This window comes from Rhizobium sp. BK060 (genome assembly GCF_014193145.1).
Taxonomy (GTDB): domain Bacteria; phylum Pseudomonadota; class Alphaproteobacteria; order Rhizobiales; family Rhizobiaceae; genus Rhizobium.
Map to the genome: position 1 here is coordinate 93,504 of NZ_JACHYW010000019.1, position 26,362 is coordinate 119,865.

The 26,362-nt window shown below is 60.4% G+C and carries 28 protein-coding genes and 2 pseudogenes; 17 read left to right on the top strand and 13 right to left on the bottom strand.

The features are described from left to right. Nucleotides 1–63 precede the first annotated feature (63 nt). The 3 genes from dut to FHT71_RS20800 are packed head-to-tail and all read left to right on the top strand — an operon-like array spanning nt 64 to nt 2,449. The gene (gene dut, locus FHT71_RS20790; RefSeq protein WP_007799549.1) at nt 64–534 is read left to right on the top strand and encodes a dUTP diphosphatase; all 471 of its coding nucleotides are present in this window, start codon (nt 64–66) and stop codon (nt 532–534) included. Continuing rightward, on the top strand, nt 531–1,430 hold the full coding sequence (locus tag FHT71_RS20795) for a GNAT family N-acetyltransferase (RefSeq protein ID WP_132591897.1): 900 nt from the start codon (nt 531–533) through the stop codon (nt 1,428–1,430). The genes dut and FHT71_RS20795 overlap by 4 nt, the downstream gene beginning before the upstream one ends. Before the next feature lie 50 nt (nt 1,431–1,480). After that, a complete protein-coding gene (locus FHT71_RS20800) occupies nt 1,481–2,449 on the top strand; it encodes a serine hydrolase (protein WP_183721717.1) in 969 nt (322 codons plus the stop codon). Between the two features lie 10 nt (nt 2,450–2,459). On the opposite strand, the gene FHT71_RS20805 is transcribed toward FHT71_RS20800, so the two are convergent. Next, nucleotides 2,460–2,930, bottom strand: a complete 471-nt coding sequence (locus tag FHT71_RS20805; RefSeq protein ID WP_007799543.1) for an Lrp/AsnC family transcriptional regulator — start codon at nt 2,928–2,930, stop codon at nt 2,460–2,462. A gap of 103 nt (nt 2,931–3,033) precedes the next feature. Between FHT71_RS20805 and FHT71_RS20810 the strand changes: the two genes are divergently transcribed. Continuing rightward, complete coding sequence (locus FHT71_RS20810; RefSeq protein ID WP_132591893.1) at nt 3,034–3,930, top strand: DMT family transporter; 897 nt, start codon at nt 3,034–3,036, stop codon at nt 3,928–3,930. A 21-nt stretch (nt 3,931–3,951) separates the two neighbouring features. On the opposite strand, the gene FHT71_RS20815 is transcribed toward FHT71_RS20810, so the two are convergent. Then, nucleotides 3,952–4,470: a DNA starvation/stationary phase protection protein gene (locus tag FHT71_RS20815; RefSeq protein WP_007799538.1), complete on the bottom strand. Its 519-nt coding sequence runs from the start codon at nt 4,468–4,470 to the stop codon at nt 3,952–3,954. A 215-nt stretch (nt 4,471–4,685) separates the two neighbouring features. Here FHT71_RS20815 and FHT71_RS20820 point away from each other — a divergent pair, with 215 nt between their 5' ends. Together FHT71_RS20820 and cysK are read left to right on the top strand one after the other, a co-directional pair. Further along, complete coding sequence (locus FHT71_RS20820) at nt 4,686–5,303, top strand: LysE family translocator (RefSeq protein ID WP_007799536.1); 618 nt, start codon at nt 4,686–4,688, stop codon at nt 5,301–5,303. 133 nt (nt 5,304–5,436) lie between these two features. Continuing rightward, nucleotides 5,437–6,399 carry a cysteine synthase A gene (gene cysK / locus FHT71_RS20825; RefSeq protein WP_132591891.1) on the top strand — a complete coding sequence of 321 codons (963 nt, stop codon included), beginning with the start codon at nt 5,437–5,439 and terminating at the stop codon, nt 6,397–6,399. Between the two features lie 49 nt (nt 6,400–6,448). On the opposite strand, the pseudogene FHT71_RS20830 reads toward cysK, so the two are convergent. From FHT71_RS20830 to rsmI, 9 genes and pseudogenes are all read right to left on the bottom strand, one after another. Further along, nucleotides 6,449–7,446, bottom strand: a pseudogene (locus tag FHT71_RS20830) (ATP-binding protein). A gap of 266 nt (nt 7,447–7,712) precedes the next feature. Further along, a complete protein-coding gene (gshB, locus tag FHT71_RS20835) occupies nt 7,713–8,660 on the bottom strand; it encodes a glutathione synthase (protein ID WP_132591889.1) in 948 nt (315 codons plus the stop codon). Nucleotides 8,661–8,744: 84 nt separating this feature from the next. Beyond that, on the bottom strand, nt 8,745–9,254 hold the full coding sequence (locus FHT71_RS20840) for a cupin domain-containing protein (RefSeq protein WP_183721720.1): 510 nt from the start codon (nt 9,252–9,254) through the stop codon (nt 8,745–8,747). Nucleotides 9,255–9,357: 103 nt separating this feature from the next. Continuing rightward, a complete protein-coding gene (locus FHT71_RS20845) occupies nt 9,358–10,455 on the bottom strand; it encodes a sn-glycerol-3-phosphate import ATP-binding protein UgpC (protein ID WP_007799524.1) in 1,098 nt (365 codons plus the stop codon). Nucleotides 10,456–10,466: 11 nt separating this feature from the next. Next, nucleotides 10,467–11,309 carry a sn-glycerol-3-phosphate ABC transporter permease UgpE gene (ugpE, locus tag FHT71_RS20850; protein ID WP_007799522.1) on the bottom strand — a complete coding sequence of 281 codons (843 nt, stop codon included), beginning with the start codon at nt 11,307–11,309 and terminating at the stop codon, nt 10,467–10,469. 9 nt (nt 11,310–11,318) lie between these two features. Next, the gene (locus FHT71_RS20855) at nt 11,319–12,200 is read right to left on the bottom strand and encodes an ABC transporter permease subunit (RefSeq protein ID WP_132592019.1); all 882 of its coding nucleotides are present in this window, start codon (nt 12,198–12,200) and stop codon (nt 11,319–11,321) included. 75 nt (nt 12,201–12,275) lie between these two features. Then, nucleotides 12,276–13,574 (bottom strand): extracellular solute-binding protein, encoded by a 1,299-nt coding sequence (locus FHT71_RS20860; RefSeq protein WP_183721722.1) that lies wholly within the window; start codon nt 13,572–13,574, stop codon nt 12,276–12,278. A gap of 125 nt (nt 13,575–13,699) precedes the next feature. Further along, nucleotides 13,700–14,062 (bottom strand): annotated as a pseudogene (locus FHT71_RS20865) (YraN family protein). After that, nucleotides 14,052–14,954: a 16S rRNA (cytidine(1402)-2'-O)-methyltransferase gene (gene rsmI / locus FHT71_RS20870; RefSeq protein WP_183721738.1), complete on the bottom strand. Its 903-nt coding sequence runs from the start codon at nt 14,952–14,954 to the stop codon at nt 14,052–14,054. Before rsmI ends, FHT71_RS20865 begins: the two are co-directional and overlap by 11 nt. Nucleotides 14,955–15,224: 270 nt before the next feature. Here rsmI and dnaN point away from each other — a divergent pair, with 270 nt between their 5' ends. The 7 genes from dnaN to FHT71_RS20905 all read left to right on the top strand — a co-directional run bounded on the left by dnaN (nt 15,225) and on the right by FHT71_RS20905 (nt 20,180). Next, nucleotides 15,225–16,343, top strand: a complete 1,119-nt coding sequence (gene dnaN, locus FHT71_RS20875; RefSeq protein WP_007799511.1) for a DNA polymerase III subunit beta — start codon at nt 15,225–15,227, stop codon at nt 16,341–16,343. A gap of 117 nt (nt 16,344–16,460) precedes the next feature. Then, nucleotides 16,461–17,054, top strand: coding sequence for a phospholipid N-methyltransferase PmtA (gene pmtA, locus FHT71_RS20880; RefSeq protein ID WP_007799509.1), 594 nt, complete (start codon nt 16,461–16,463; stop codon nt 17,052–17,054). A 5-nt stretch (nt 17,055–17,059) separates the two neighbouring features. Beyond that, nucleotides 17,060–17,650 (top strand): histidine phosphatase family protein, encoded by a 591-nt coding sequence (locus FHT71_RS20885; protein WP_183721725.1) that lies wholly within the window; start codon nt 17,060–17,062, stop codon nt 17,648–17,650. 1 nt (nt 17,651) lies between these two features. Then, a complete protein-coding gene (gene pyrF, locus FHT71_RS20890) occupies nt 17,652–18,347 on the top strand; it encodes an orotidine-5'-phosphate decarboxylase (protein ID WP_132591879.1) in 696 nt (231 codons plus the stop codon). A gap of 25 nt (nt 18,348–18,372) precedes the next feature. Continuing rightward, complete coding sequence (locus tag FHT71_RS20895; protein WP_132591877.1) at nt 18,373–18,660, top strand: DUF1330 domain-containing protein; 288 nt, start codon at nt 18,373–18,375, stop codon at nt 18,658–18,660. Between the two features lie 100 nt (nt 18,661–18,760). Further along, on the top strand, nt 18,761–19,741 hold the full coding sequence (locus FHT71_RS20900; protein ID WP_132591875.1) for a complex I NDUFA9 subunit family protein: 981 nt from the start codon (nt 18,761–18,763) through the stop codon (nt 19,739–19,741). A 286-nt stretch (nt 19,742–20,027) separates the two neighbouring features. Beyond that, nucleotides 20,028–20,180 (top strand): hypothetical protein, encoded by a 153-nt coding sequence (locus FHT71_RS20905; RefSeq protein WP_007799501.1) that lies wholly within the window; start codon nt 20,028–20,030, stop codon nt 20,178–20,180. 155 nt (nt 20,181–20,335) lie between these two features. Here the strand turns inward: FHT71_RS20905 and FHT71_RS20910 are convergent, their stop codons facing one another. Further along, nucleotides 20,336–21,133 carry an undecaprenyl-diphosphate phosphatase gene (locus FHT71_RS20910; protein ID WP_132591873.1) on the bottom strand — a complete coding sequence of 266 codons (798 nt, stop codon included), beginning with the start codon at nt 21,131–21,133 and terminating at the stop codon, nt 20,336–20,338. Nucleotides 21,134–21,384: 251 nt separating this feature from the next. Here FHT71_RS20910 and FHT71_RS20915 point away from each other — a divergent pair, with 251 nt between their 5' ends. Genes FHT71_RS20915 through FHT71_RS20925 form a run of 3 tightly spaced genes read left to right on the top strand, consistent with a single transcriptional unit; the run spans nt 21,385 to nt 24,111 of the window. Beyond that, complete coding sequence (locus FHT71_RS20915; RefSeq protein WP_007799497.1) at nt 21,385–22,077, top strand: glutathione S-transferase family protein; 693 nt, start codon at nt 21,385–21,387, stop codon at nt 22,075–22,077. 13 nt (nt 22,078–22,090) lie between these two features. Further along, a complete protein-coding gene (gene queG / locus FHT71_RS20920) occupies nt 22,091–23,239 on the top strand; it encodes a tRNA epoxyqueuosine(34) reductase QueG (RefSeq protein ID WP_132591871.1) in 1,149 nt (382 codons plus the stop codon). Beyond that, the gene (locus FHT71_RS20925) at nt 23,239–24,111 is read left to right on the top strand and encodes an SDR family oxidoreductase (protein ID WP_132591869.1); all 873 of its coding nucleotides are present in this window, start codon (nt 23,239–23,241) and stop codon (nt 24,109–24,111) included. Before queG ends, FHT71_RS20925 begins: the two co-directional genes overlap by 1 nt. Nucleotides 24,112–24,121: 10 nt before the next feature. On the opposite strand, the gene FHT71_RS20930 is transcribed toward FHT71_RS20925, so the two are convergent. After that, on the bottom strand, nt 24,122–25,336 hold the full coding sequence (locus FHT71_RS20930; protein ID WP_007799490.1) for an MFS transporter: 1,215 nt from the start codon (nt 25,334–25,336) through the stop codon (nt 24,122–24,124). A 596-nt stretch (nt 25,337–25,932) separates the two neighbouring features. Here FHT71_RS20930 and FHT71_RS20935 point away from each other — a divergent pair. Then, the gene (locus FHT71_RS20935) at nt 25,933–26,295 is read left to right on the top strand and encodes a septal ring lytic transglycosylase RlpA family protein (RefSeq protein ID WP_024317743.1); all 363 of its coding nucleotides are present in this window, start codon (nt 25,933–25,935) and stop codon (nt 26,293–26,295) included. The last annotated feature ends 67 nt before the right edge of the window (nt 26,296–26,362 follow it).

The window sequence follows — 26,362 nt, forward strand, 5'->3', positions numbered from 1 at the left end:
ATCTAGCGATTAAAGCCCGGCATTGCAATTGACCTTGGCGCATCGGGCGCAAACTAATGCCCCATGACAATCCACACCGATACGCGCCCGACGCTTGATATCATCCGCCTCGCCAACGGCCAGGATCTCGATCTGCCCTCCTACGAAAGCAAGGGGGCGGCAGGAATGGACCTACGCGCCGCCGTCGATGGCGCCATGCCGATGACCCTCGAGCCCGGAAAGCGCGCGCTGGTGCCGACGGGCTTCATCTTCGAAATTCCTGAAGGTTTCGAAGGTCAGGTGCGCCCGCGTTCCGGCCTCGCCTTCAAGCACGGCATCACCTGCCTGAACACGCCCGGCACCATCGACAGCGACTATCGCGGCGAGGTCAAGGTGCTGCTGATCAATCTCGGCGATGAGCCGTTCGCGATCACCAGAGGCATGCGCATCGCGCAGATGGTGATCGCTCCGGCGATCCAGGCACATATCTCAGAGATTTCCGAGGCGAGCGTAACGACGCGTGGCGCCGGCGGTTTCGGATCGACCGGAGTATGACCTCCAAGAGCATCGATCATTCCGGCCTGACCTTCCGCCGAGACTATTTCGGCGACCTCACGGCCTGGCAGGCGCTGGTCGATCTCTTGAAGGACACATTCGATATCGACATCGGCCCATTGCAGCAAATGGGCGGACCCGACCCGAGCAGCATGCCCTTCGGCTGGTTCGCCGCTGATGGCCAGCTTGCCGCCAATCTTTCGGCCTTCGCAATGCCGCTTATGGTCAACGGGCGCACCGTGAATGCCGCCGCATTTCAATCGGGTGCCGTTCGTCCCGCATGGCGCGGACGTGGCCTCTATCGCGACCTCACACAAAGGGCACTCGCCTGGTGCGAGGAAAAGGGCTTCGAAGCCATCGTCCTTTACACGGACAAGCCGGCGCTCTACGAACCCTACGGCTTTCACGCGCTGCCGATGCACGCCTATTCCGGCCCGGCGCCGGCGCCTGCCGCTTCGGGTCGCCCTGCCCGCACGCTCGATCCCTCGCGGCCAGCCGACCTCTCCGTATTGCAGGCGGCCTTGAAGCGCCGCATGCCGGTGTCGGAGACGCTGGCCGTCGTGGAAAGCACGGCGATGTTCCTCATCAACACCCGGCTCGATCCGAGCGTGCGGCTGAGCTTTATCGAGGACAGGCAGACGATCATCGCCTGGAAGGCGGATGGCGATCGTTTCATTCTGCTCGATGTCGTGGCACAGCAAATCGCCGCCCTTGCCGAAATCATCGGCAGCCTCGGTCTGCGACCGGCCATGGCCGAAGTGCTCTTCTGCCCTGACAGGCTTGGCTGGGAAGGCGAAACGCGGGCACCCGGAGGCGGCACGTGCTTTATGTTTCGCGCCAGCGACGAAATCGCGCTTGAAGCACCCGCCATGCTTTCGCCGATGGCCGATTTCTGACACCCGCGCGCTTGCCAGCCGAGACTTATGCAGATCGAAGGAGGGCTGAAATGGCGGAGGTCGCATTCATTTACCCGGATTCGGAATGGCGGCAGCGTACCGAGGGCGGCTGGGATGCCGCGGTGCTGGAAAACCTCGTCCGCGAGCTGGAGCGCGGCGGATCAACCGCGATGATGATTATCGACGGCGGACGTCTCGCCTTTTCCTGGGGCGACACGGCCTACAAGTCGAGCATCGCTTCAGTGCGCAAGAGCCTGATCAGCATGCTCTTCGGCATCCATGCCGAGGCCGGCCGGATCGACCTTTCCGCCACGCTCGCCGATCTCGGTATCATCGACGTCGCGCCGCTGACGGCAGAGGAACGGACGGCCACGGTTCGCAACCTTCTCGCCGCGCGATCCGGCGTCTATCTCCCTTCGGTCTATGACACGAAGCGGGGACGACCGGAGCGCGGCAACCACCCGCCGGGTTCTTTCTGGTTCTACAACAATTGGGATTTCAACGTCCTCGGCACGATTCTCGAAGCCCAGACCGGCGAGAACCTGTTCGAAAGCTTTGCCGCCCGCATCGCCGCGCCCCTCGGCATGCAGGACTTTTCGCCGGACGACTGCCGCTATCAGCATGGACCCGAATCGCTGCATCCCGTTTACAAGATGGCAATGAGTGCTCGCGACTTCGCAAGGGTCGGACTGCTTTATCTGCGAGGCGGCCGCTGGAACGGCGTACAGGTTGTGCCCGAGGACTGGGTTCGCCTGTCAACGCAACCGCATTCTGATCTCGGGGGCGGCAGGGGCTATGGCTATCTCTGGCTGACGGCGGAGGCGAATGCGCCGAAGGATCTGCTCTCCATCCAAACGCCGCTGTTTTATGCCAGCGGCTTTGGCGGGCAATACATCATCGTCGTTCCGGCACTCGAGCTCGTCGTTGTGCACCGCGCCGCGCGGGTCGATTATGGCATCAGCCATATCCGTATGGGAGAGCTGATGCGGCTTGCCATTTCGGCGCGCTCGAACCGATAGCACTTACCTTTCAGGGCTTTGCTGCGAGCGGCGGCAGCCGACGCTTGACGGGCGATGCCTTGACCATCGAGGTGCTCGTTTCGGCCTTCTCCGCCACCTTGTCGAGGATCGTGTCGAGCTCCGCCATCGAGCGGACGACAAGCCGGGCGATGAAGCAGTCGTCTCCCGTCACCTTGTCGCATTCCACGAACTGCGGCGTGTCCTGGATGATCCGCTGAACGACATGCAGCTGTCCCGGCAGCGGACGGACGCGTACGATCGCCTGCAGCGGGTATCCGAGTGCTGCAGCGTCGATATCAATGGTGAAACCCGCGATGATCCCGCGCTCTTCCAGGCGACGGAGGCGTTCGGCGGCACTCGGTGAAGAAAGCCCGGCAGCCTGTGCCAGCTCCTTCAACGAGATGCGAGCGTTTTCCGCCAGCGCCTCCAATATTCTCTGATCGACATCATCGATCGCATTATCATTAGGCGAAACCGACATTATTCCTCACAATGACAGGAGAGCGGCACAATCAACCTAATGCAAACTATATAAACCGGGACAGGACCGCAATAATCTTCATCTATCGAGATGGAGAAACGTGATGCATAGCGAAATCCGCACCGGCACCGCCCAAATGACCGCAGCTATGCTGATATCGGGAACAATCGGCTGGTTCGTGGTCATGTCAGGCCAGCCGGTGAGCGGCGTGGTGTTCTGGCGCTGCCTCTTCGGTGCGATCAGCCTGCTTGCGGTCTGCGCTGCCATGGGGCTGCTTCGACCTGGTATCATCAGCTTGAAATCGGTCGGTATCGCGATCTTCGGCGGCGTGGCCATCGTTCTCAACTGGCTGCTGCTCTTTGCATCATACGGCCATGCATCGATTTCGATCGCTACGACTGTCTACAACACGCAACCCTTCATGCTGCTTGCGCTGGGCGCCTTGTTTCTCGGCGAGAAGATCACCGCCGCAAAGCTGTTCTGGCTGACGCTGGCCTTTGCCGGCATGGCGGCGATCGTCGAGGCGAAGCCTGCCACCACTGGTGGGCACGAGGGCTACGGCCTCGGCATCTTGCTGGCGCTTGGTGCCGCATTCTTCTACGCTCTCGCGGCGCTGGCGGCAAAGCGGCTGAAGGGTACGCCGCCGCACCTTATCGCGCTGATCCAGGTTGCCACCGGCGTACTCATGCTGCTGCCGACCATGAACTTCTCGGACCTGCCCGCGGACGGCTCCTCATGGTCGATCCTGATCACCATGGGTATCGTGCACACCGGCCTGATGTATGTGCTGCTCTACGGTGCGATCCAGAAGCTGCCGATCCATCTGACCGGCGCGCTGTCATTCATCTACCCGATCGCGGCGATCCTTGTGGATCGACTGGCCTTCGGACATGCATTGCAGCCGATGCAGCTGCTTGGCGCAGCCGTCATCCTTGTCGCCGCCGCAGGCATGAACCTTGGCTGGACGCCCGCGCAGTTTTTGCGCGCGCGGGCGAGCTGATCATCCGAGAAGCCAACGAGATTACTTCTGCTGCCGCGTCGTTTCGAACAGGAACCAGGTGCGGCGCTCGGCCTCATCGATCCACACTTCCAGCAGGCTCGTCGTGGCGACGTCATTGTGCTCGGAGCAGACATCATGGGTCTCGCGCAACAGCGAGACCAGCTGCCTGTTGTCGTCGCGCAGTTCCGCCAGCATGTCTTCCGGCGTGACATACTCGGCATCATTGTCGTTGATGCGCTGCAGGCGGCCGATATGGCCGATGGAGCGCAGCGTGGTGCCGCCGATCTTGCGGGCGCGCTCGGCAATCGCATCGGTCGTGGCGAAGATCTGCTCGGCCTGCTCGTCGAGCATCAGGTGATAGTCGCGGAAATGCGGTCCCGACATATGCCAATGGAAATTCTTAGTCTTAATGTAGAGCGCAAAAACATCCGCCAGCAACGCAGCCAGAACGGCTGAGATATCCTGAATGGCATTGCTCTTCAGGTCCGTGGGGGTAGCGAGCGGGGCGAGTTTGCGCTTTTCGGCTGACGTAGGGCTCATCGGGTGTCTCCTTTGGCGAGCGGCGGGCAATTGGTGGGTATTGGGGCGGTTGACAAGGTGTCGGCTTTCACCAGCCATCGATCACCGCCGTGGAACTAGAACCGCGACAGCCAGCGTCAATAGCGGCAAGCTACCGCAGGATGATGACAAGAGCTCCGATCCTTGAAAGTACCAGGCCGCAGGCGTAGAAGGCGGTTGAAGCAGGAGCTACCGTCATGTCGTTCACCGCCCTTTTCGCTTATGCAGCAGCACTTTTCATCGCGGCGGCGATTCCGGGACCGGGCATCACGGCGATTGTTGCCCGCGCGCTAGGCTCGAATTTCCGCGAGACGTTTTTCATGGGCCTCGGTCTCGTCCTTGGCGACATGACCTATCTGACAGCAGTTATCCTCGGTCTTGCCTTCGTGGCACAAACCTTCACGGAAGTTTTCATTGTCATCAAGATCGCCGGTGCGCTCTATCTCGGCTACATCGCCTACAAGCTCTGGACGGCCGGACTGCTGCCACTGGACGTCGCAGCAAAGAAGGCAAGCAACATCGGCATGAGCTTCCTGTCCGGCCTGCTGGTAACGCTTGGCAACCCCAAAACCATGCTTTTCTACGTCGCGCTGGTGCCAACGCTGATCGACCTCAACAGCATCGGGCTTCGCGAATACGGCATCCTGCTCGCTACCACCTTCGTGGTCCTGCTGGTTGTTCTGGTGCCCTATATGCTGCTTGCCGCACGTGCGCGAATGATGCTGAAGCAACCGCGTGCGCTGCAGGCACTGAACAAGATGGCGGCTGGCATTCTGGTCGGCACGGCAGCCTTCATCGCCACCCGCGCAGCCTGAAAAAGTTCGTTCGGCAAAGGTCGGTTTTCAAAGGATTTTTTCTCCGAAGGCGCCTTCGCGCGAGTGATGCCACACTGGTCTCCGGCCGCCTTTGACCCTATTCTCTCCGCACATTTCATCAAGGGAGAGCCGAATGTCGAAGAAACCGGGCCGTGGCCGTATCTATTCCTCGATCACCGAAACCATCGGCGACACGCCGATCGTGCGGCTCGACAAGCTCGCCAAGGCGAAGGGCGTAAAGGCAAACCTGCTCGCCAAGCTGGAATTCTTCAATCCGATTGCTTCCGTCAAGGACCGTATCGGCGTTGCCATGATCGAGTCGCTGGAGTCCCAGGGCAAGATTTCGCCTGGCAAAACAACCCTGATCGAGCCGACATCCGGCAATACCGGAATTGCGCTCGCCTTTGCTGCGGCCGCCAAGGGATACAAGTTGATCCTGACGATGCCGGAAACGATGTCCGTCGAGCGCCGCAAGATGCTGGCGCTGCTCGGCGCCGAGCTCGTTCTGACCGAGGGCCCGAAGGGGATGAAGGGCGCGATCGCGAAGGCCGAGGAACTGGCTGCGACGCTCCCGGATGCCATCATCCCGCAACAGTTCGAGAACCCGGCCAACCCAGAAATCCATCGCCGCACGACAGCCGAAGAGATCTGGAACGATACCGAGGGTGCGGTCGACATCCTGGTTGCCGGCATCGGCACCGGCGGCACCATCACCGGGGCGGGACAGGTGCTGAAGTCGAAGAAGCCCGGCATCAAGGTGGTCGCTGTCGAGCCGGCGGAATCGCCGGTTCTTTCCGGCGGCCAGCCGGGACCTCACAAGATTCAGGGCATTGGCGCCGGCTTTGCGCCGGCAATCCTCGATACGCACATCTACGACGAGATCATCACGGTGAGCAGTCCCGAGGCGCTGGAACTTGCCCGCGAGGTTGCCAAGCTCGAAGGCGTGCCCGTTGGCATTTCCTCCGGCGCAGCACTGGCCGCGGCCATCGCGGTCGGCAGCCGCGAGGAGAATGCGGGAAAGAATCTCGTCGTCATCATTCCGTCTTTTGCCGAACGCTATCTCTCGACCGCACTGTTCGACGGCCTCGGCAACTGAACGCCCTCATCCTGAATGAACCTGGGGCGCCTCGGCGCCCCTTTTCGTTTCAGGCGGCTGTCGTCAGCCGCTCGCCGGCGATTCGATAGGAAATCGCCTCGGAATGCGGCCTACGGTCTCGTTGCCATCGAGATCCGCCAAGGTGCGCGCCACTTTCAACACACGGATAGTAGCCTCGCGCCGAGAACTTCATTTTCACGGCCGCGTCGCGGAGCACTGCAGGCCAGCAGCATCCAGTGCGGCGTATTCTCGATCATGGCGGTCGAACACCGAGCGTTTGTGCCGATGCCTCCGAGTCCGACTGCTTCAAAGGGTTTCGCTGAATGTCACGTGTACGGGCAACGCGGCGGCCGATATCCGCGCTCCTTTCGGCAGGCATCGGTCGGATAGGATCGACGGCAGAGACGGCAGGCACATCGATACGGATGTCGATGCGATCCATTGGCGGACCTGATATGCGCGCCTGGTAGTCCGTCATGCAGCGTGGGCCGCGCGCAGCTATGACCGGGTTCGCCCGCCATGCCGCAGCGACAGGGGTTCATGGCTGCGACGAGCTGGATGTTGGCGGGATAGGCCGCACGATGATTGGCGCGGGCGATGATGCATTCGCCCGTCTCCAACGGTTGCCGCAGGGCATCGAGCGCCTGCGGCGAAAACTCAGGAAACTCACCAAGGAACAGCACGCCATGGTGGGCGAGCGACGCCTCGCCCGGCCTCGGCGCGCAAGCCGCCTGCCACCAGGGCGGCCATCTTCGCCGAATGATGCGGGGTCCGGAAGGGCTGCGATCCGAAAGTCTTCCGCCTGATAGTAGTCCGGCTACCGAATGAATCATCGAGACTTCCAGAAGTTCAGCGGCGGAAAGCGCCGGGCCGTGAGAGGCCGGAGGCATGCAGCGTGGCGTAAACACGCTCGCGGCCTTCTGCAACCGCCTTGTCGGGAAGCCCGACGATTTGCGTCACGACCCGCCCGGGTGCGACCGTGACCTTAACCTCGACCGGAACACCCTCAATGCCCTGATATTCAACCGCGCCGACGCGTGCGACCATGCCCCAATCCCCTGTGCCGCAACCCACGACACCGCAGCTTAACGACGTATCATTGTCGCGAATTGCAATTCTGTATAGAAACGGGAATGAAACAAGAACAATAAAGGAACAGATTCTCGCCTTCGCTGTGCGCAGGTTGTGGCCGGTTATAGCTTGAGAACAAAATAGGCGATACACCCGGATCGACAGGATCCGTGATCATTCAGAGGCGAGTTGTCACTGCGGAAAACCGTCCTCGCCGCACGAAGCCATGCAGCCAAGGAGCGCTAGACGCGCTTCCGCTCAATCGCGTCCCAAAGCAGAGCGGCAATATCGGCGCCGCCGAACTTGCGCACTTCACGAATACCTGTCGGCGACGTGACGTTGATCTCCGTCATATAGTCGCCGATGACATCGATGCCGACAAAGAGGAAGCCGCGTTCCCTAAGCGCAGGGCCGATGCGCTTGCAGATTTCGATTTCGCGTGCCGTCAGTTCAGTTGCCTCGGCACGTCCGCCGACATGCATGTTGGAACGACTGTCGTGCTCGGCGGGGACGCGATTGATGGCACCGACCGGCTCGCCATCGACAAGCAGGATGCGCTTGTCGCCCTTGCGGACGTCGGGAAGGTACTGCTGCGCGATGAAGGGTTCGCGGAACAGTTGTCCGAACATTTCAAGCAGTGACGATAGGTTGCGGTCGTCCCTGGTCGAGTGGAACACGCCGGCACCGCCATTGCCGTAGAGCGGCTTCAAAATGATGTCGCCCATCTCGTCCCGGAAACGACGGATTTCGCCCGCGTCCTTCGTGATCAGCGTCTTCGGCATCAGATCGGCAAATTCGGTGACGAAGATCTTCTCGGGAGAGTTCCGCACCCAGGCCGGATCGTTGACGACGAGTGTCTTCGGGTGGATCCGCTCCAGCAGGTGAGTCGAGGTGATATAGGCCATGTCGAACGGCGGGTCCTGGCGCAGCAGGATCACATCCATCGTCGACAGATCGACACGTTCGGGCGCTCCGAGCTCGAAGTGATCGCCCTTGACGTCGCGCAACACCATCGGCTCGACGGTGGCGTATAGATTCCCATCTCTGAAGCTCAGTCGCTCGGGCGTGTAGTGGAAGAGCTTATAGCCGCGAGCCTGCGCTTCGAGGCTCATCGCGAAGGTGGAATCCCCTGCAATATTGATGCCGGCGACATGGTCCATCTGGACCGCTACATTCTTGATCTTGGCCATTTCCGTCCCTTAGCTAATGCCGGACAGATGTAGGCTGCAGATGCCCCGAAAGCAACGCCGTGCTCGCCTCGCGAGACGAAATCTTCAGGCCGCGATGCCGCTCTTGGGAGCGTCGCCGCGCAGCAGGCTGCGGAGCCGATAGGCAAGCGCAACTGGCTTCGGAAACGGCTTCCTGAGGAACGCGACCTTGCGCACGTAATTGTCGACGCTCCAGCTCGCCCAGGTGCCAGCCGCGAAGAAGGCAACGTCGCCGGCCTCCAGCGTGCGCTCCGTGCCATCCTCGGCGAGGATGTGCACGCCGCCGTCAAGAATCATCACCGTTTCGTCCCAGTAGAAGTACCAACGGAATTCGCCGGCCGTGCAGTCCCAGATCGCCGTGTAGGCTGCATCGTCGTTACTGCGGGAATGCTCCCCGGTGCGTGCCTGCGGATCGCCGCTGACGATCCAGTCTGGATTGATCGGCGTCGCGTGCATGACGAGGTTGTCGCCGGACTTCGCCACAAATGTCTTTGCCGCCGGTTGCGGCAGATTCGGAAAAGGCACCACGCGCGCGGCCATCGCGACCACACTGGCCAGCATCATCTGCATACCCATGAGCAACCCCCGCTGCTATCAGATCCTTGTCGGGATAGCAGAGAGTCGTAAAGGCACCGTACAAGCAGTGGCTACAATTTGAACGATCACAACGCCCAAAGGACTAGGCGATTTCCGTCTTTGCCACCATGGCCTGTTGAAGAGCCGTTCCGCCGATACGCTTTCCGGTGTCGTGAGTGAAGAAATGCAGTCTCTCGGCACCCACGACCAGCCGCAGTTCGGACGTTAATTCCGCCTCCGGAGACAGGGCTGCCGTCAGCGATTGATCGCCGAGATTTCCGTGCACGAGACGTTGGGAGCCGAGCTCTTCCACATAGTCCACTGCAACAGTCATGGCATGTTCGCCAGGGCTTGCGAGGCGCAGGTCCTCGGCGCGAATACCGACGGTGACAGATCCGGATGCAGGTGCATGACCGCCAAGGTCGATCAGGTTCGGGCCCAGTGCAAGCTTGTCGCCATGCAGCTCGCCCTGCAGCAGATTCATCGCCGGGGAGCCGATGAAGCTCGCGACGAAGGTCGACGCTGGGGTGTGGTACACGTCGAGTGGCGCGCCGATCTGCTCGATCTCGCCGCCGTTGAGAACGACCAGCCGATCGGCGAGTGTCATCGCCTCCAGCTGATCGTGGGTGACGTAGATCGAGGTGGTGCCGAGACGGCGCTGCAGCCGCTTGATCTCGCCGCGCATCGAGACGCGCAGCTTTGCATCGAGGTTCGAGAGCGGCTCGTCGAACAGGAAGGCGGCGGGCTTGCGGACGATGGCGCGGCCCATGGCGACGCGCTGACGCTGGCCGCCGGAAAGGGCGCGCGGCTTGCGCTCGAGATAGGCTTCGAGCTGCAGCATGCGGGCCGCTTCAGCGACGCGGGCATCGATCTCGGCCTTCGGCGTCTTGCGGTTGCGCAGGCCGTAAGCGAGGTTGTCGTAGACCGTCATGTGCGGATAGAGCGCATAGTTCTGAAACACCATGGCGATGTCGCGTTCGGCGGGGTCGACCTTGTTGACGACGCGGTTGCCGATCTTCACCTCGCCCTTGGAGATTTCCTCCAACCCGGCGACCATGCGCAGAAGCGTCGACTTTCCGCAGCCGGAGGGGCCGACGAGGACGATGAACTCGCCGTCCTTGATGTCGATGTTCACGGATTTCACCGCATGCACGTCCCCGGTATAGATCTTGGAGACCTGATTGATTTCGATGGCGGCCATCGGCGTTTCCTTTACTTGTCGCTTTCGGTGAGGCCCTTGATGAACCAGCGCTGGAACACCACGACGATGATGACAGGCGGCAGCATCGCGAGAATCGCGATGGCGAAGGCTTCGTTGTAGTCGGGGATCTGCGCGCCGACCCAGACCAGCAGAATCTGCTTAATGCCGCGCACCAGCGTGTAGAAGCTCTCGTCGTTGGTCATCAGCATCGGCCAGAGATACTGGTTCCAGCCATAGACGAACATGATGATGAAGATGGCGGCCACCATCGTCTTCGAAAGCGGCACGATCACGTCGAAGAAGAACTTGATCGGACCGGCGCCATCGATACGCGCCGCTTCCAGCAACTCGTCCGGGATCGATTTGAAGAACTGCCGGAAATAGAAGGTGCCGGTTGCCGATGCCAGCAGCGGCACGATCATGCCGGTATAGGTGTTGATCAGGTGCAGCTGGTGCATCACCTCGTAAGAGGGAAGGATGCGGACTTCGAGCGGCAGCAGCAGCGTCGTGAAGATCATCCAGAAGAACAGCGTTCCGAGCCGGAAACGGAAGTAGACGATCGCATAGGCGGCGAGCATCGACAGGATGATCTTGCCGACGGCAAAGCCGATGCCGAGGATCAACGAGTTCATCAGCATACGCGTCCCGGTCACCTGCCCGGTGAAGCCGCCTTCGCGATTGAGCACGGTGCTGTAGGTCTCGGCGAAATGGTTGCCCCAGGTGAGGGTCAAACCTTGCCGATGGATCTCGGCGGCATCGTGCGTCGAGGTGAAGAAGGCAACGACGACAGGCGCCATCATGACGAAGACGCCGAGAAGCAGGATGATGTGATCGACTATCTTGAGACGGTACATTCCCGCTCCTCAATTGTAGTGAACGCGCCGCTCAAGGAAGCGGAACTGGAAGACGGTCAACACGAAGACGACGATCATCAGGATCACCGACTGGGCCGAGGAGCCGCCGAGGTCGTTGCCGCGGAAGCCATCCATGTAGACCTTGTAGACGAGCGTGATCGGGTTGTTGGCGGCCTTGTCCTTCACCATCACGTCGACGATGCCGAAAGTATCGAAGAGCGAATAGGTGACGTTGATGACGAAGAGGAAGAAGGCGGTCGGTGCCAAGAGCGGCAGGATGACGGTCCAGAACCGGCGGAAACCCGAGCGGCAGTCGAGCGCCGCAGCCTCGCGAACGGAAACGGGAATCCCCTGAAGGCCCGACAGAAAGAAGATGAAATTGTACGGGATCTGTTTCCAGACGGAGACGACCACCATCGCAAACGCCGTGTCGAAATAATTGAGACCGATCTTCATGTCCCAGCCGAACAGGGCAGCGAAACGCACGAAGGGACCGATGTGCTGGTCGAAGAACATCATGCCGATCAGGCCGGCGACCGGCGGGGCGATCGCGTAGACCGAAATCAGCAATGTTTTGTAGGTCGAGCTGCCGCGGATGACGGCATCGGCCTTGACGGCGAGAAGCAAGCCTAGCGACAGCGAGAAGAAAGTGACGAGTGCCGTGAAAATGGCTGTGAAGCCAGCAATCGAGCGGTACTCGGCGCTTTCGAGAACGCCCTTGTAATTGTCGAAGCCGACGAAGCTCGAGCCGAAGCCGAACGGGTCTTCCAAAAAGAACGAGGACTTCACCGCCTGAACGGACGGCCAGTAGAAGAAAATAAAGATGACCGCCATCTGCGGCAGCAGGAAGAGATAAGGCAGCGTCGGCGACGAAAACTGCACGCGCTTCATGGCGGGACCTTTTTGCAAAGCGGTTCCGGAGACGGCGAGCGCCTCCGGAACCGTGGTTTTCAGCAATGGGCTTTATCAGCCGGCAGTCTTGGCAAAACGCTCGAGGAGCTGGTTGCCTTCCTTCTCGATGGTATCGAAAGCGTCCTTGACGGAGGTTTCGCCCGAGAAGATACGGCCGTATTCGCGTTCCATGATTTCGCGGATCTGCGGATAGAAGCCGAGGCGATAGCCCTTCGACCACTCGCCGTCTTCGAGTTTCAGCTGCTTGATGCCGACTTCGGCCGCCGGTTCCTTGTCGTAGTAGCCTTCCTTCTTGGCGAGCTCGTAAGCTGCCTCGGTGATGGCGACGTAGCCGGTTGCCTGGTGGTAGAACTTCTGGATCTCGGGCGAGGTCAGGAACTGGAAGAAGTCCGCAACGCACTTGTTCTCTTCAGCCGACTTGCCGGACATGGCAAAGAGTGCGGCGCCGCCGATGAAGCTATGGGTGCCAGCGCCCTTGATCGAACCCCAGTAGGGCAGGAAGGTTGCCGAGAAGGGCATCGTTGCAGTCTTCTTCAGACCGCCGAAGGAACCCGAGGAACCGATCCAGAGAGCGACCTTGCCTTCTTCGAAGGGCTTCTGGTTGTCGGCCCAGCCGGCGCCGTAGTACTTGAAGTAGCCTTCGTCGGACCAGGCCTTCAGCTTGTCGAACATCATGATGAGGTTCGGATCGGTGACCTTGAGCTTGGTGTCGACGACGCTGTCGTAGCCGTTGTTGTTGGTGGCGAACTGAATGTTGTTGCGCGAGAAGAAGTTCTCGGTGAACTCCCAGGTCAGCTGCGACTGGACGAGCGGGATGTAGCCTGCAGCCTTGAGCTTCGGAGCGATCGCCTCGAATTCTTCCCAGGTCTTCGGGGCTTCGACGCCAGCCTTCTTCAACGCTTCCGGATTGGTGTACATGATCGGCGCGGAAGAGTTGAAGGGCATGCCGACGAACTTGCCGTCAGCAGCAGCGTAGAAATAGCGAACACCCGGAATGAAGGCATTGCGGTCGAACTTGTAGCCGGCCTGCTTGATCAGGTCTTCGGCCGGAACGACGGCGCCCTTGGCGTTGATGATGGTTGCAGCACCCGCGTCGAAGACCTGGAGGATGTTCGGCTGTTCGCCGGAGCGGAAGGCAGCGATGCCGGCAGCAAGCGCTTCTTCGTAGGTACCCTTGCTGACCGGGGTCAGGGCGCAGGCGGACTGCGAAGCGTTGAACTTCTGTGCCACCTCATTGATGACTTCGCCGTTGCGGCCGCCCATGCCGTGCCACCATGTGATGTTGGTCGCAGCAAAGGACGACGATGCCGAAAAGCTTACGGCCACAGCCGCCATCGAAATTTTCTTGAACATGGCTAATCCCTCTCCACCAGTTGTTGGGGTGAGGAGTGCAATAGAGGCCTTCCATGACGCCTCCTTAATGATTTGATGACAGGAGTGTTACATCGATACCTTTTTGCACGCGATTGCAATCCACATTAGAAGGCATTCGGAAAATGCCGCGGCAGGCGGCCAGGCAGGATGGCCACGATGTCGTAACGCTACGAAAGCACAGCATAATCGCGTTGCCTCGCCAACCACAGATCACTGGCAGCTCTGATGCGGTTTTGCGCCGTTGGCGACACGGCGTCGATGGCGCTCATGTGGTCACGGCGCGCCTTCACTTCCACGAAAATCGCCAGATTGCGCTTGCGTGCAATAATGTCGATCTCGCCGAGCTTGGTGCGATAGCCCAGTGCGACGATGCGATAGCCCTTGAGCATGAGATAAAGAGCAGCCAGATACTCGGAGACATGGCCCCGGCCAAGCGCCTTGCGGCGGTCGTTGGCCCTATCGCTCATCGCTGCCCTTCATATCGAGGAGACGCTGGTAGAGCTCCTTCTTGGAAATGCCTGTGATCCGCGACGCTTCCGCAGCCGCCTTGGAGGTCGGTAAGGTCTTCGCCAGGTCGGCCAGGATCGCATCCACATTCGCGGGTTCTACCGGGCGCTCTGGAGGCGGACCGATAACGAGCACGATCTCGCCTCTGACGCTATCGACGTCGGAATAATGGGCAGCAAGCTCCGCCAGCGTGCCACGACGAAACTCCTCATAGGTCTTGGTCAATTCACGGCAGACCGACGCAACGCGATCACCGCCGAGCACATCGGCGGCGGCGGCTAGCGTTGCGGCTATACGATGTGGCGATTCAAAGAACATCAGCGTTGCGGGAACGGCTTCGAACTCGGCCAGCCGATCGCGACGCGCCTTGTCCTTGGTCGGCAGAAACCCGGCGAAGAGAAAGGCGTCATTGGGCAGGCCGGAGCCAACCAGAGCGGCGAGCGGCGCGGAGGCCCCTGGAATGGGTATGACGCGATAGTCTGCCTCGATGGCTTTTTGCGCCAGACGATAGCCGGGATCCGAGACCAGCGGCGTCCCGGCATCCGAGACCAGGGCAACGGACTTGCCGGATTCCAGCGCCTGCAAGAGCCGTGGCCCAGCTTCATCGGCATTGTGTTCGTGGTAGGCATAGGGCCGGTTTTGAATGCCGTAGCGGTCAAGCAGGACGCGGGTGACGCGCGTGTCTTCGCAGGCCAGCACATCCGCACCTGCAAGCGTTTCCAGCGCCCGCAATGTGATGTCGCCGAGATTGCCGATCGGCGTCGCGACGAGGTAGAGCGCCGGTTCCAATGGTCGCGCCGGAATGGACATATTGTGCAGGCGGAAGCTGCGTTGCCTGCCACCTTCGGCCATCACATCGTCATTGCTCAAGATAGTTTCACTTTCTTTGGCTTCGCGCCTTTATGGGCGAGGCCTTGCAGTTCGGCAAGGCCGCTGCGATTTCTGTGAGCATTGCACGGGAAAACGGCAATTGCATTGACGCTTCCGCTGGTACCTCTTGCAATCGATCGCAAATTCCTGCCATTTTGCCTGTCCACTCTCTGGTCCCTCTTGGGCAAAAGCATTCCTTGCGGCGCGCAACATGTGCGCTCAAGCAGTAACGGTCGAAAGCGGTAGCATCCCATGCGTATTACAATTGAGCGGTCCAACCTTTTGAAGTCGCTGAACCACGTGCATCGCGTGGTCGAACGCCGGAACACGATCCCGATCCTGTCCAACATCCTGCTGCGCGCCGAGGGCCAGAACCTCGACATGAAGGCGACCGATCTCGATCTCGAAGTGACCGAAGCGACCCCCGCCAATGTCGAACAGGCTGGTGCCACGACCGTTCCTGCCCATCTTCTTTACGACATCGTGCGCAAGCTGCCGGACGGCTCCGAAGTCCTGCTGGCGACCAGTACCGACGGCGGCTCGATGACGGTTCAGTCCGGCCGCTCGAAGTTCTCGCTGCAGTGCCTGCCGGAATCCGACTTCCCGGATCTCACCGCCGGCACCTTCAGCCATACCTTCAAGCTGAAGGCGACCGACCTCAAGATGCTGATCGATCGCACGCAGTTCGCGATCTCGACCGAGGAAACCCGCTACTACCTCAACGGCATCTTCTTCCACACGATCGAGAGCAAGGGCGACCTGAAGCTGCGCGCCGTCGCAACCGACGGCCACCGCCTCGCCCGCGCCGACGTGAATGCGCCATCGGGCTCGGAAGGCATGCCCGGCATCATCATCCCGCGCAAGACCGTGGGCGAACTGCAGAAGCTTGTCGATGTGCCGGATGCGATCGTGACCGTCGAGGTTTCCGACGCTAAGCTCCGACTGAGTATCGGCTCGATCGTCATGACCTCGAAGTTGATCGACGGCACCTTCCCGGATTACCAGCGCGTCATTCCGACCAATAACGACAAGGAAATGCGCGTTGATTGCACGACGTTTGCGCAAGCCGTCGACCGTGTCTCGACGATCTCCTCGGAGCGTGGCCGCGCCGTCAAGCTCGCCCTCTCCGACGGTCAACTGCTGCTCACCGTCAACAATCCGGATTCCGGCAGCGCGACGGAGGAAGTCGCGGTCGGCTACGATACCGACTCGATGGAAATCGGCTTCAACGCGAAATATCTGCTCGACATTACGGCGCAGCTTTCCGGCGATGAGGCGATCTTCCTGCTTGCCGATGCCGGCTCGCCGACGCTCATTCGCGACACGACCGGCGACGACGCTCTCTACGTGCTGATGCCGATGCGGGTCTAACCGCGTCGCATTTGCCGTGCAAACTTTGCCAATTGCGACGTCGGGCCTTGTTTTTCGCTCGAACCAACTGCAATTAAAGACCGGGCTGCTTTGTTGCATATCTAGGAGGATGGTGGAATGGCGTTGCGCCTGAAGGAACGGCTGGGCAAGAAGTTTGACGAAGAGATCCGCTTCTTCAAGGGAATGATGCAGGGGCCGAAGACTGTCGGTTCGATTGTTCCCACCTCCTCCATTACAGCGCGCAAGATGGCGAGCGTCATCAACCTGCACTCCGGACTGCCGGTCCTCGAGCTCGGGCCAGGCACCGGGGCGATCACCAAGGCAATCCTCGGACGAGGCGTGAAGCCGGAGAACCTGGTCGCTGTCGAGTATTCGACGGACTTCTACGAGCACCTGGTCCGGCTCTATCCGGGCGTGAACTTCATCAATGGCGATGCGTTCAATCTCGATAAGACGCTCGGCGCCATGAGGGATCAAAAGTTCGATTCCGTCGTTTCCGCCGTCCCGCTGCTAAACTTCCCGATGCAGGCCCGCATCGCGCTTCTCGAGAGCCTGCTCGACCGCCTGCCGGCAGGCCGGCCCGTCGTGCAGATTTCGTACGGCCCTGTGTCGCCGATCATCGCGCGGCCGGATCGCTATCATATCCAGCACTTCGACTTTATCGTCCGCAACATCCCGCCGGCGCAGCTCTGGATCTACCGGCGCGGCTGAACCCTGTGTTCGGCCTCTACATCACGCATCCGCAGGTGAGGATCGATCCGGCGGTTCCCGTACCGAAATGGGGGCTGTCACAGCTTGGCGCCGCGCGCGCCCACAAAGCAGCCGAAAGCGACTGGGGAAAGCAGCTGCGGCGCGTCGCTTCCAGCCACGAGACGAAGGCGATCGAGACCGCCGAGATCCTTGCCGCCGCGGCCGGGCTGGCCATCGAGATTGTCGACGGCATGCATGAGAACGACCGCTCGGCAACCGGCTTCCTGCCGCCGCCACCTGAGTTCGAGAAGGCCGCCAACTGGTTCTTTGCGCATCCCGAAGACAGCTTCAGGGGTTGGGAACGGGCAATCGACGCGCAGCGCCGTATCATTTCGGCCGTTACCAATATTCTCGCGTCGCATGATCCTGCCCTGCCCATTGCATTCGTCGGCCACGGAGGCGTGGGAACTTTGCTAAAGTGCCATTTGCAAGGCCGCCCGATCCGGCGCGATGGCGATCAACCGGGCGGCGGCGGCAATCTCTACTGTTTCAGCCTTGCGGATCGACGCCTGTCGTGCGACTGGACGCCTATCGAAGAGTGGCAGGGATGGATGTGACATGGATGCACGCGAGCGGCTGATCGTCGGGCTGGATGTTCCAACGCTTGGCGAGGCCGAACGGATCGTCGACACGCTCGGCGACGAAGTCGTCTTCTACAAGATCGGCTATCAGCTGGCCTTTGCCGGCGGCCTGGAGTTTGCGCGCGACCTTGCCAGGAGCGGCAAGAAGGTCTTCCTCGATATGAAGCTGCTCGACATCGACAACACCGTCGCCTCCGGCGTCGAGAACATCGTCAAGATGGGCATGTCGATGCTGACGCTGCACGCCTATCCAAAGGCGATGAAAGCTGCGGTGGAGGCCGCAAAGGGCTCCGATCTCTGCCTTCTCGGCGTAACCGTCCTGACCTCGATGGACGAACAGGACCTGATCGCGGCCGGCTACGAATATGACCCGCACACGCTCGTCCTGCGCCGCGCCGAACAGGCGCACCTCGCCGGCATGGGTGGCGTTGTCTGCTCCGCTGAGGAAGCGTCCGCCGTCCGCAAGATCATCGGCCCCGATATGGCGCTTGTCACGCCGGGCATTCGCCCCGTCGGCGCCGACAGGGGCGACCAGAAGCGTGTGATGACACCGGCTGCCGCGCTGAAGGCCGGCTCCAGCCATCTCGTTGTCGGCCGCCCGATCGTCAAGGCAGCCGATCCCAAGGAGGCGGCCCTGGCGATCCTCGCCGAGATGTCGGCGGCCCTTCAATAATCACGTGAGCCAGGGAGCATCTAAAATGGCAAAAGGATATTGGATTGCGCGCGTCGATGTTCGTGACGCGGAGCGCTACAAGGATTACGTCGCGGCGGCAAAGCCGGCCTTCGAAAAGTACGGCGCCAACTTTCTCGCCCGTGGCGGCGCGATCACCGAACTCGAGGGCAAGGCGCGCGCGCGCAACGTGGTGATCGAGTTTCCTTCGATGCAGCACGCTGTCGATTGCTACAATTCGCCGGAATACCAGATCGCGGCGAAAATCCGCCAGGATGTCGCCGACGCCGAGATGGTCGTCGTCGAAGGCATCTGAGGCGAGTTCTCAGCGGCGCGATGGCCCTTTTCGTCGCGCCGCGATTGGTCTAAGACGAAACCAGATCGACCAAACAATTGAGCCTTTCGAGGAGCCTGCCATGACCCTTGCCAACCTGCCGCCACTCGTCACCGTGTTCGGAGGGTCCGGCTTCATCGGCAGGCATATCGTGCGCGTGCTGGCAAAGCGCGGCTACCGCATCCGCGTTGCCGTCCGCCGCCCTGACCTCGCCGGCTTCCTGCAACCGCTTGGCAATGTCGGACAGATATCCTTCGTCCAGGCAAATCTGCGCTACCGCAACTCGGTCGACCGCGCCGTCGAAGGCGCCGATTACGTCGTCAACTGTGTCGGCATCCTGCACGAGACCGGCCGCAATTCCTTCGAAGCGGTCCAGGAATTCGGTGCGCGTGCTGTCGCCGAGGCGGCTCGCGGCGTCGGCGCCAAGCTGATCCATATCTCGGCGATCGGCGCTCACGCCCATTCCGATTCCGGATACGCCCGCACCAAGGGTCGCGCCGAGGCAGCGATCCACGCGATCAAACCGGATGCCATCATCTTCCGCCCGTCGGTCGTTTTCGGGCCCGAGGACGGCTTCTTCAACAAGTTTGCCGACATGGCGCGCATCTCGCCCTTCCTGCCGTTGATCGGTGGCGGCAAGACGAAGTTCCAGCCGGTCTATGTCGTCGACGTAGCCGAGGCCGTAGCCAAAGCCGTCGAGAACAAGGTGACCGCAGGCGAAGTCTACGAGCTTGGCGGACCCGAAGTGCTAACGTTCCGCGAATGTCTCGAGATCATGCTGAAGGCAACTTGGCGCAAGAATCGCCTGGTCTCGCTTCCTTTCGGCATTGCCTCCCTGATCGGCAGTGTTGCCTCGCTCGTTCCATTCATCACACCGCCGATCACCGCAGATCAGGTACGGCTTCTAAAGAAGAACAACATCGTCTCCAAGGAAGCGGAAGCCGAGGGCCGCACCTTGAAGGGCATCGGCATCACTCCAACTCTGGTGAGCTCGGTGATCGGCTCGTACCTCGTGCAGTATCGTCCGCACGGCCAATACACTGGATCAGGCAAGGCCGCCTAAAGGCCAGCTGTCTATCTTGTAATCAGTAGTGCTGCTCGTGATCTCGCGGGCGGCATTTTTCTTGGAAGAGTCTTCCGGAATCGCGCAAGTTGTGGATGCTTTTTTTCTCTATGTCCGGCAGGCATTCGTTGCATAAAAGCCGCACGAAAAAATTAGCGGAATTAACACCAAATTTAGCAGGAAGATTTATTGCTATTTGTCATTTCACTGACTACACACCCCGCGCGTCTCCCAATGGACTCAGCGCCTTGACGGGGCGCCAACGACTTTTGAAAGGCTTTTTTCGATGGGTAGGTCAATCGCGCTCCTGTTTGCGTGTGCGGCGCTGGTGATTCTGGCAGGCTCCTTCATTGCACCCGGTTCGGTTGCAGCGGTGAAGGGCGAGTGCTCGCCAGCCTACGGCGTTGATCCCTGCGAGACCGGCTCCATCAGCCGATAACAAGAAACCGGCGCCGTAGCGCCTGGTTTTTCTATCAGATACGGCAAGTTCGATCAGAAGCTGAAGCCCGCGCGCTTCATGGTGTTTGTTCGTTGCTTCAGCGCGCAATCCGCATCCGCGCCATCGGTGCGCGAATGCGGCAATCAAAAACCGTTTCAGGCAATCATCCCGGTCGCCGCCATAGCGAGCAAAATGCCGCCAAGAATCATGCGGTAGATCGCAAACGCCGTAAACCGGTTGCTCCTGATGTAGGACAGCAGCCATTTCACGGCGACGAATGCGACAATCGTCGAAACGACGAAGGCGATTCCGAGGCTTGTCCAGTCCTCGTTTGCTGCGCCACCATCCTTGAACGTCTTCACCAATTCGTAGGCACTTGCGGCATACATTGTGGGGATGCCGACCAGAAAGGCGAATTCGGTTGCGGCTGCACGATTGCCGGTGCCTGCCAACATGGCAACGAAGATTGTTGCGCCGGAGCGTGACGTTCCCGGGAAGACGCCGGCGACCACCTGGGCAATGCCGACCAAGATGGCAACGAGCCAGGTTATCTCCTTGTGGGGCGGTCGGCGGGCGGCCGCCCATTCAGCAAAGATCATCCAGACACCGCCAATGATCAGCGCCCAGGCGATCGGCGTCGCATTCTCAGGCAGCTGAAATCCGAGCTTCTTCACGATCAGTCCGAGGATCGACGTGATGAGAAATGCGACAATCAGCTTAGCGGCGTAAGAGCGGTTGCGCGGATCACGCCAACCCAGAACGAGATCCAGAAGACGACGCCAATAAATGATGGTGACGGCGAGGATCGCACCTGCCTGAATGACGATGTTGAACATGTCCGATCGATGGCCAAGCCATTGCTCAGCAATGATAAGATGACCGGTGCTCGAGATCGGCAGAAACTCGGTAATTCCCTCGATTATGCCTAGAATTATAGAGTTCACATAGTCCATAAATTCTCTCCGTGGAGTTTGGTCGAGCTTGCGGTGGGGTTATGGCGTCTGGAAGTGACGAAGGCAGGGCGAGAAAGCAAAAATCGGTTTTCGGGCACGTACACTTCCCTTGTCCAGGCGGTCGGCAGCCCGACTCGCTTGTATTGGAAGGGCCAAGCTCCTATAGCTTCAACGAATGAGTCATGACTAGGGCGCTATAATCATCGCGCACCTGCAACGTGCCACACCCCTCAAAAAAAATTCGAGAATCGATGCCCACGCTCTATCATCACCCTATGTCATCCGCATCACGCTTCGTCCGGCTGATCCTGACGGAGTACGGCTATCAGGCGGACCTGATCGAGGAACAGACATGGGAGAAGCGCCGGGATTTCCTCGCGCTGAATCCAGCCGGAACATTGCCGGTTTATGTCGATGACAGCATGCGGGCGCTGTGCGGCGCCGCTGTGATCTCCGAATATCTCGACGAGACGCATGGCGTGCTCAAGCGTGACCGCCGGCTGCTGGCCGAAGATCCATTCCAGCGCGCCGAAATTCGCCGGCTGACGGAATGGTTCATGCAGAAGATGGAAACCGACGTGACCAAGCCGCTTGCCCGCGAGCGGGTCTATAAGCTGCAGATGACGGCAGACCAGGGCGGCGGCGCGCCTGACTCGAAGATCCTTCGCACGGCGCGGGCGAATATCCGCCAGCACATGAAATACCTGACATGGCTCGCAGGCTCGCGCCAGTGGCTGGCGGGTGACCGCATGAGCTATGCCGATCTGGCTGCTGCCTCCGCCGTTTCCATTCTCGATTATCTCGGTGAAATCGACTGGTCGGAAGCCCCTCTTGTGAAAGAGTGGTATCAGCGCCTGAAGTCGCGTCCATCCTTCCGACCGTTGCTCACTGAGCGCGTGCGGGGCCTGACGCCGGTGTCGCACTACGCCGATCTGGACTTCTGACGAGGGGCCTTCGATGGCCATGGAAAACAAGGAACAGAAGCGCCGCGACACTCTCACCGCCTTCGTTCGCTCGGAGGCAAAGGCGTTGGGATTCGACTTCTGTCGCATCACGCAGCCGGACGCCATACCGGAGGCCAAGGAGCGGCTTGGCGAATTCATCGACGCGGGGCGGCATGGCACGATGGAGTGGATGGCGGAAACCCGCGACAGGCGCGGCGATCCGCGCACGCTCTGGAGCGATGTCCGGTCGATTGTCGTCTTCGGCCTCAATTATGGACCCGACGAAGATCCCCGCGAAGTTCTGACAAAGCCCGACAAGGCTGCGATCTCGGTCTATGCGCGCAATCGCGACTATCATGACGTCATCAAGGGGCGGTTGAAGGAGATTGCGACGCGTTTTGCAGCGCGCGCCGGGGCGGATGTAAAGGTCTTCGTCGACACCGCTCCGGTGATGGAGAAGCCGCTGGCTGCCGCGGCCGGCCTCGGCTGGCAGGGCAAACACACCAACCTCGTCAGCCGTGAGCTCGGTTCTTGGCTTTTCCTCGGCTCAATGTTCACGACCGCGGATTTGAACATCGACACCCCGGAAGTCGACCACTGCGGCTCCTGCCACGCCTGTCTCGACATCTGCCCGACCAATGCCTTTCCCGGTCCTTACCAGATCGACGCGCGGCGCTGCATCTCCTACCTGACCATCGAGCACAAGGGACCGATCGATCCGGCGTTGCGCCCGCTGATCGGCAATCGGATCTATGGCTGCGACGATTGCCTTGCCGCCTGCCCATGGAACAAATTTGCCCACGAGGCGTCCGAGATGAAGCTACAGGCCCGCGAGGACCTCAAGGAACCGACGATCGAGTTCCTGCTCAGCCTTGACGACGCCGCCTTCCGCACGTTCTTCAGCGGTTCGCCGGTCAAGCGTATCGGCCGCGATCGATTCATCCGGAATGTGCTCATCGCCGCCGGCAATTCGGGCGACCGCCGATTTGTCGAGCGATGTCGGGAACTGACACGGGACCCCTCGCCCGTCGTGCGTGGCATGGCGGTTTGGGCGCTTTCGCGCCTTCTTGAGGCTGGAGAATTTTTTGCCTTTGCGGCACAAAGGCCGGATGAGTCGGACAGCGATGTCTTGAACGAGTGGCGGCTAGCGGGAGCTGTGTGATGGATGTGATGATTTTCGGCTGCGGCTATTCGGGCAAGGCAATCGGCAAGGCCTTCATTGCTGATGGAGTGCGCGTATCCGGGACCACACGGGCGGACGACAAAGCAGCTGCCCTGCGCGGCCAGGACATTAACGCGTTCCTTTTCGACGGCGAAACCCTGGGGAACGACTTGCGCGCTGCAATGCGGGATACGACGCATCTCGTGCAATCCATTGCACCGCGGGAAAATGGTGACCCGCTGATCAGGCTGGCGGGCGATCGCTTGCGGGAGATGATGCCGGAGCTCCAGTGGATCGGCTACCTCTCGACGGTCGGCGTCTATGGCGATCACAAGGGCAATTGGGTCACCGAAGACACGCCATGCACACCGGTTTCCGGGCGGTCAAAGGAGAGGCTGGAAGCGGAAGATGGCTGGATGGCCTTCGGCGCCGAGGCCGATATACCGGCAGCCGTTCTCCGCCTCTCGGGCATCTATGGCCCGGGCCGCAATGCCTTCTGCAATCTGGAACGTGGCAGCGCGCGACGGCTGATCAAGAAGGATCAGGTTTTCAACCGGATCCGCGTGGAGGATATCGGCGCGGCGACGCGGTTTCTCGCCGAGCGCGGGCTCGGCGGCATTTATAATGTGACGGACGATCTGCCCGGCCCGCCGCAGGACGTCATTGTCGAGGCTGCACGCCTGATGGGCGTCGAGCCCCCGCCGGAGCAGCCTTTCGAGACGGCTGAACTCACGCCGATGGCGCGGTCCTTCTACGGCGAGAACAAGCGGGTCTCGAACGCCAAGCTGAAGGCCGCTGGCTTCACGTTTTCCTTCCCAACCTATCCCGCCTCGCTCGCGCAGCTGATGCAGAGCAACACTTGGCGCGATTAGCGGCACCGCCTCAGGCCGAGACCCCGAGAGCCGGTTCGGTCTTTACCCTTGCGAGCGGCGGGAACGCCAGTGCGATCGCTGCCGCGCCCAGCCCGACCAGCGCGGATCCAATGAAGAGCCACGAGTAGCTGTGGAACGTGTCGAAGATCCAGCCGCCGATCAGAGGCCCGAATGCCATGCCGAGGCTGGACAGCATTGTGGCTGCGCCGAACACAGTACCGATGATACGCGGCCCGAAATATTCCCGCGCAAGCACGGCATAAAGCGGCATCACGCCGCCATAGGCACTGCCGAAGATAATCGCGAGAACATAGAATTCGCCGAGCCGGCTGACGAAGAGATAGGTTGCCAGCGCGATCGCCTGGACGAGCAGGCCGGTAACGAGGACGGGCTTCACCCCGATCCTGTCGGCAAGCCCACCATAGAGAAGCCGGCCGCCGAGCCCCGCAAGCCCCTCGACGCTGTAGATGCTGACGGCAGCCATCGGTGCGATGCCGCAGATCGTGGCGTAGCTGACCATGTGGAAGATCGGGCCGGAATGCGCGGCGCAGCAGGCAGAGAACGTCAGGCCGAGCACAATGAATTGCGGTGAGCGCAACACCCGCGAGAGTTTGGGTCGCTCACCGTCCGATATAGTGGCGGCGGCACCGTCGCTCGCTTCAGCCGGCGGACGCCGGACGAGCAAGGCTGCGGGTATCAGCAGCACCCAGGCCGTGATGCCGATCAACAGCATTGCGGTGCGCCAATCATAAGCAGAGATAAGCAGGCGCGCGAAGGGCGAGATCGTCATCGGCGCGACACCCATGCCGGCAGAAACCAATGAGACGGCAAGGCTGCGGTTCTCCTCGAACCAACCTGTCGTCGTGGCGATCATCGGTGCAAAGAACGTGCTGGCCGCAAGTCCGACCAGAATGCCGTAGGTCAGCTGAAATTGCAGAAGGGACTCCGCGCGGCTTGCCAATACGAGTGCCAGCCCAAGCGCGCCTGCGCCGATGAGAACGACAATGCGCGGACCGAAGCGATCGCTTGCGGCGCCCCAGAGAAAGCCGCCAATCCCCATAACAATGAAATTGAGCGTCATCGCAGTCGCGATGCCCGCGTGTGACCAGCCGGTCTCGATGGCGATCGGCTCCTGGAAGATCGCCAGTGAGAACATCGCGCCGAGCGCAACGCAGGTCATCAATGCCCCGGCCGCGACAATAATCCAACTGTAGGGTATGCTCATAACTTCCGCAGCCTCCCTGCCCAAGTTGACGAGGCGCGCACCGCTTGCGCGCTTGCAAGCTAAGACGTTCGCACAGCCGCACTTTCGACAACGCCGTCGTGCTATTTGTGCGATACCTCGGCAAACTCCCCTGCCAGCTTGATATCATGAGTTACCAACGCTGCGGGAGCGGGCTGCAGATTTTACTTCCTGTGGTTGTCCAAGGCAGCCATCAGCAGTTCAGTCAATGGGTAGAAAATTCCTACTTCGCCGACACAGCGCGCACAATCCAGCGCCGGTTTATGGTTAACGGCCCCTGAATTTGCTCAAATGAGGCATTAATTATGGCGCTCACGCAAAATTATTTTCGTTAATTTTGTGATCGTGGGTTGCGTGGATTTGAGCTTGCAAAAAACGTTCTAATTTTACTTGATTTCATTATCTTTTTTCCCATCTCCTTGATTTTTAGCGGCTCCATGTCGCGCATCTTGCCATCACAAATATTACACTTTGTAATATTCCGTGATAATTGGGGGCACTTTTTCGCCACACTTGGCCGGATTCAACCCTCCCACCGCCCACAAGGCGCGAGTTCAACAGTTGAGGGACAATCCGTTTTGAAGAAAATTTGCCGTTCTGTTATCGCAGCAGCAACTATTGCAGCCTGTTCTACCATCCTTCCCGTTGAAGGATTTGCTGCAAATGGTTGCGGTGGCGCTTCATGGTACGCACTTCGCTCCAAAACCGCTTCCGGGGAACGTATGAACCCGACCATCAATACTGCAGCGCATCGTTCACTGGCATTTGGTACGAAGCTGAAAGTTACCAACCGCAGAAACGGACGCAGTGTCGTCGTCCGCGTCAACGATCGTGGCCCATTCATTCGTGGCCGCGTCCTCGATCTCTCCCGCGCCGCCGCCCAGAACATTGGTATGGTCAGCAGCGGCACCGCGAAGGTCTGCTACGAGGTCATAGGCTAAAGCATCTGTCGGGCCCGAAGGGGTCCGCTTGCTCTTGCCGCCAATCGCGAGTACGACGCGATTGAAG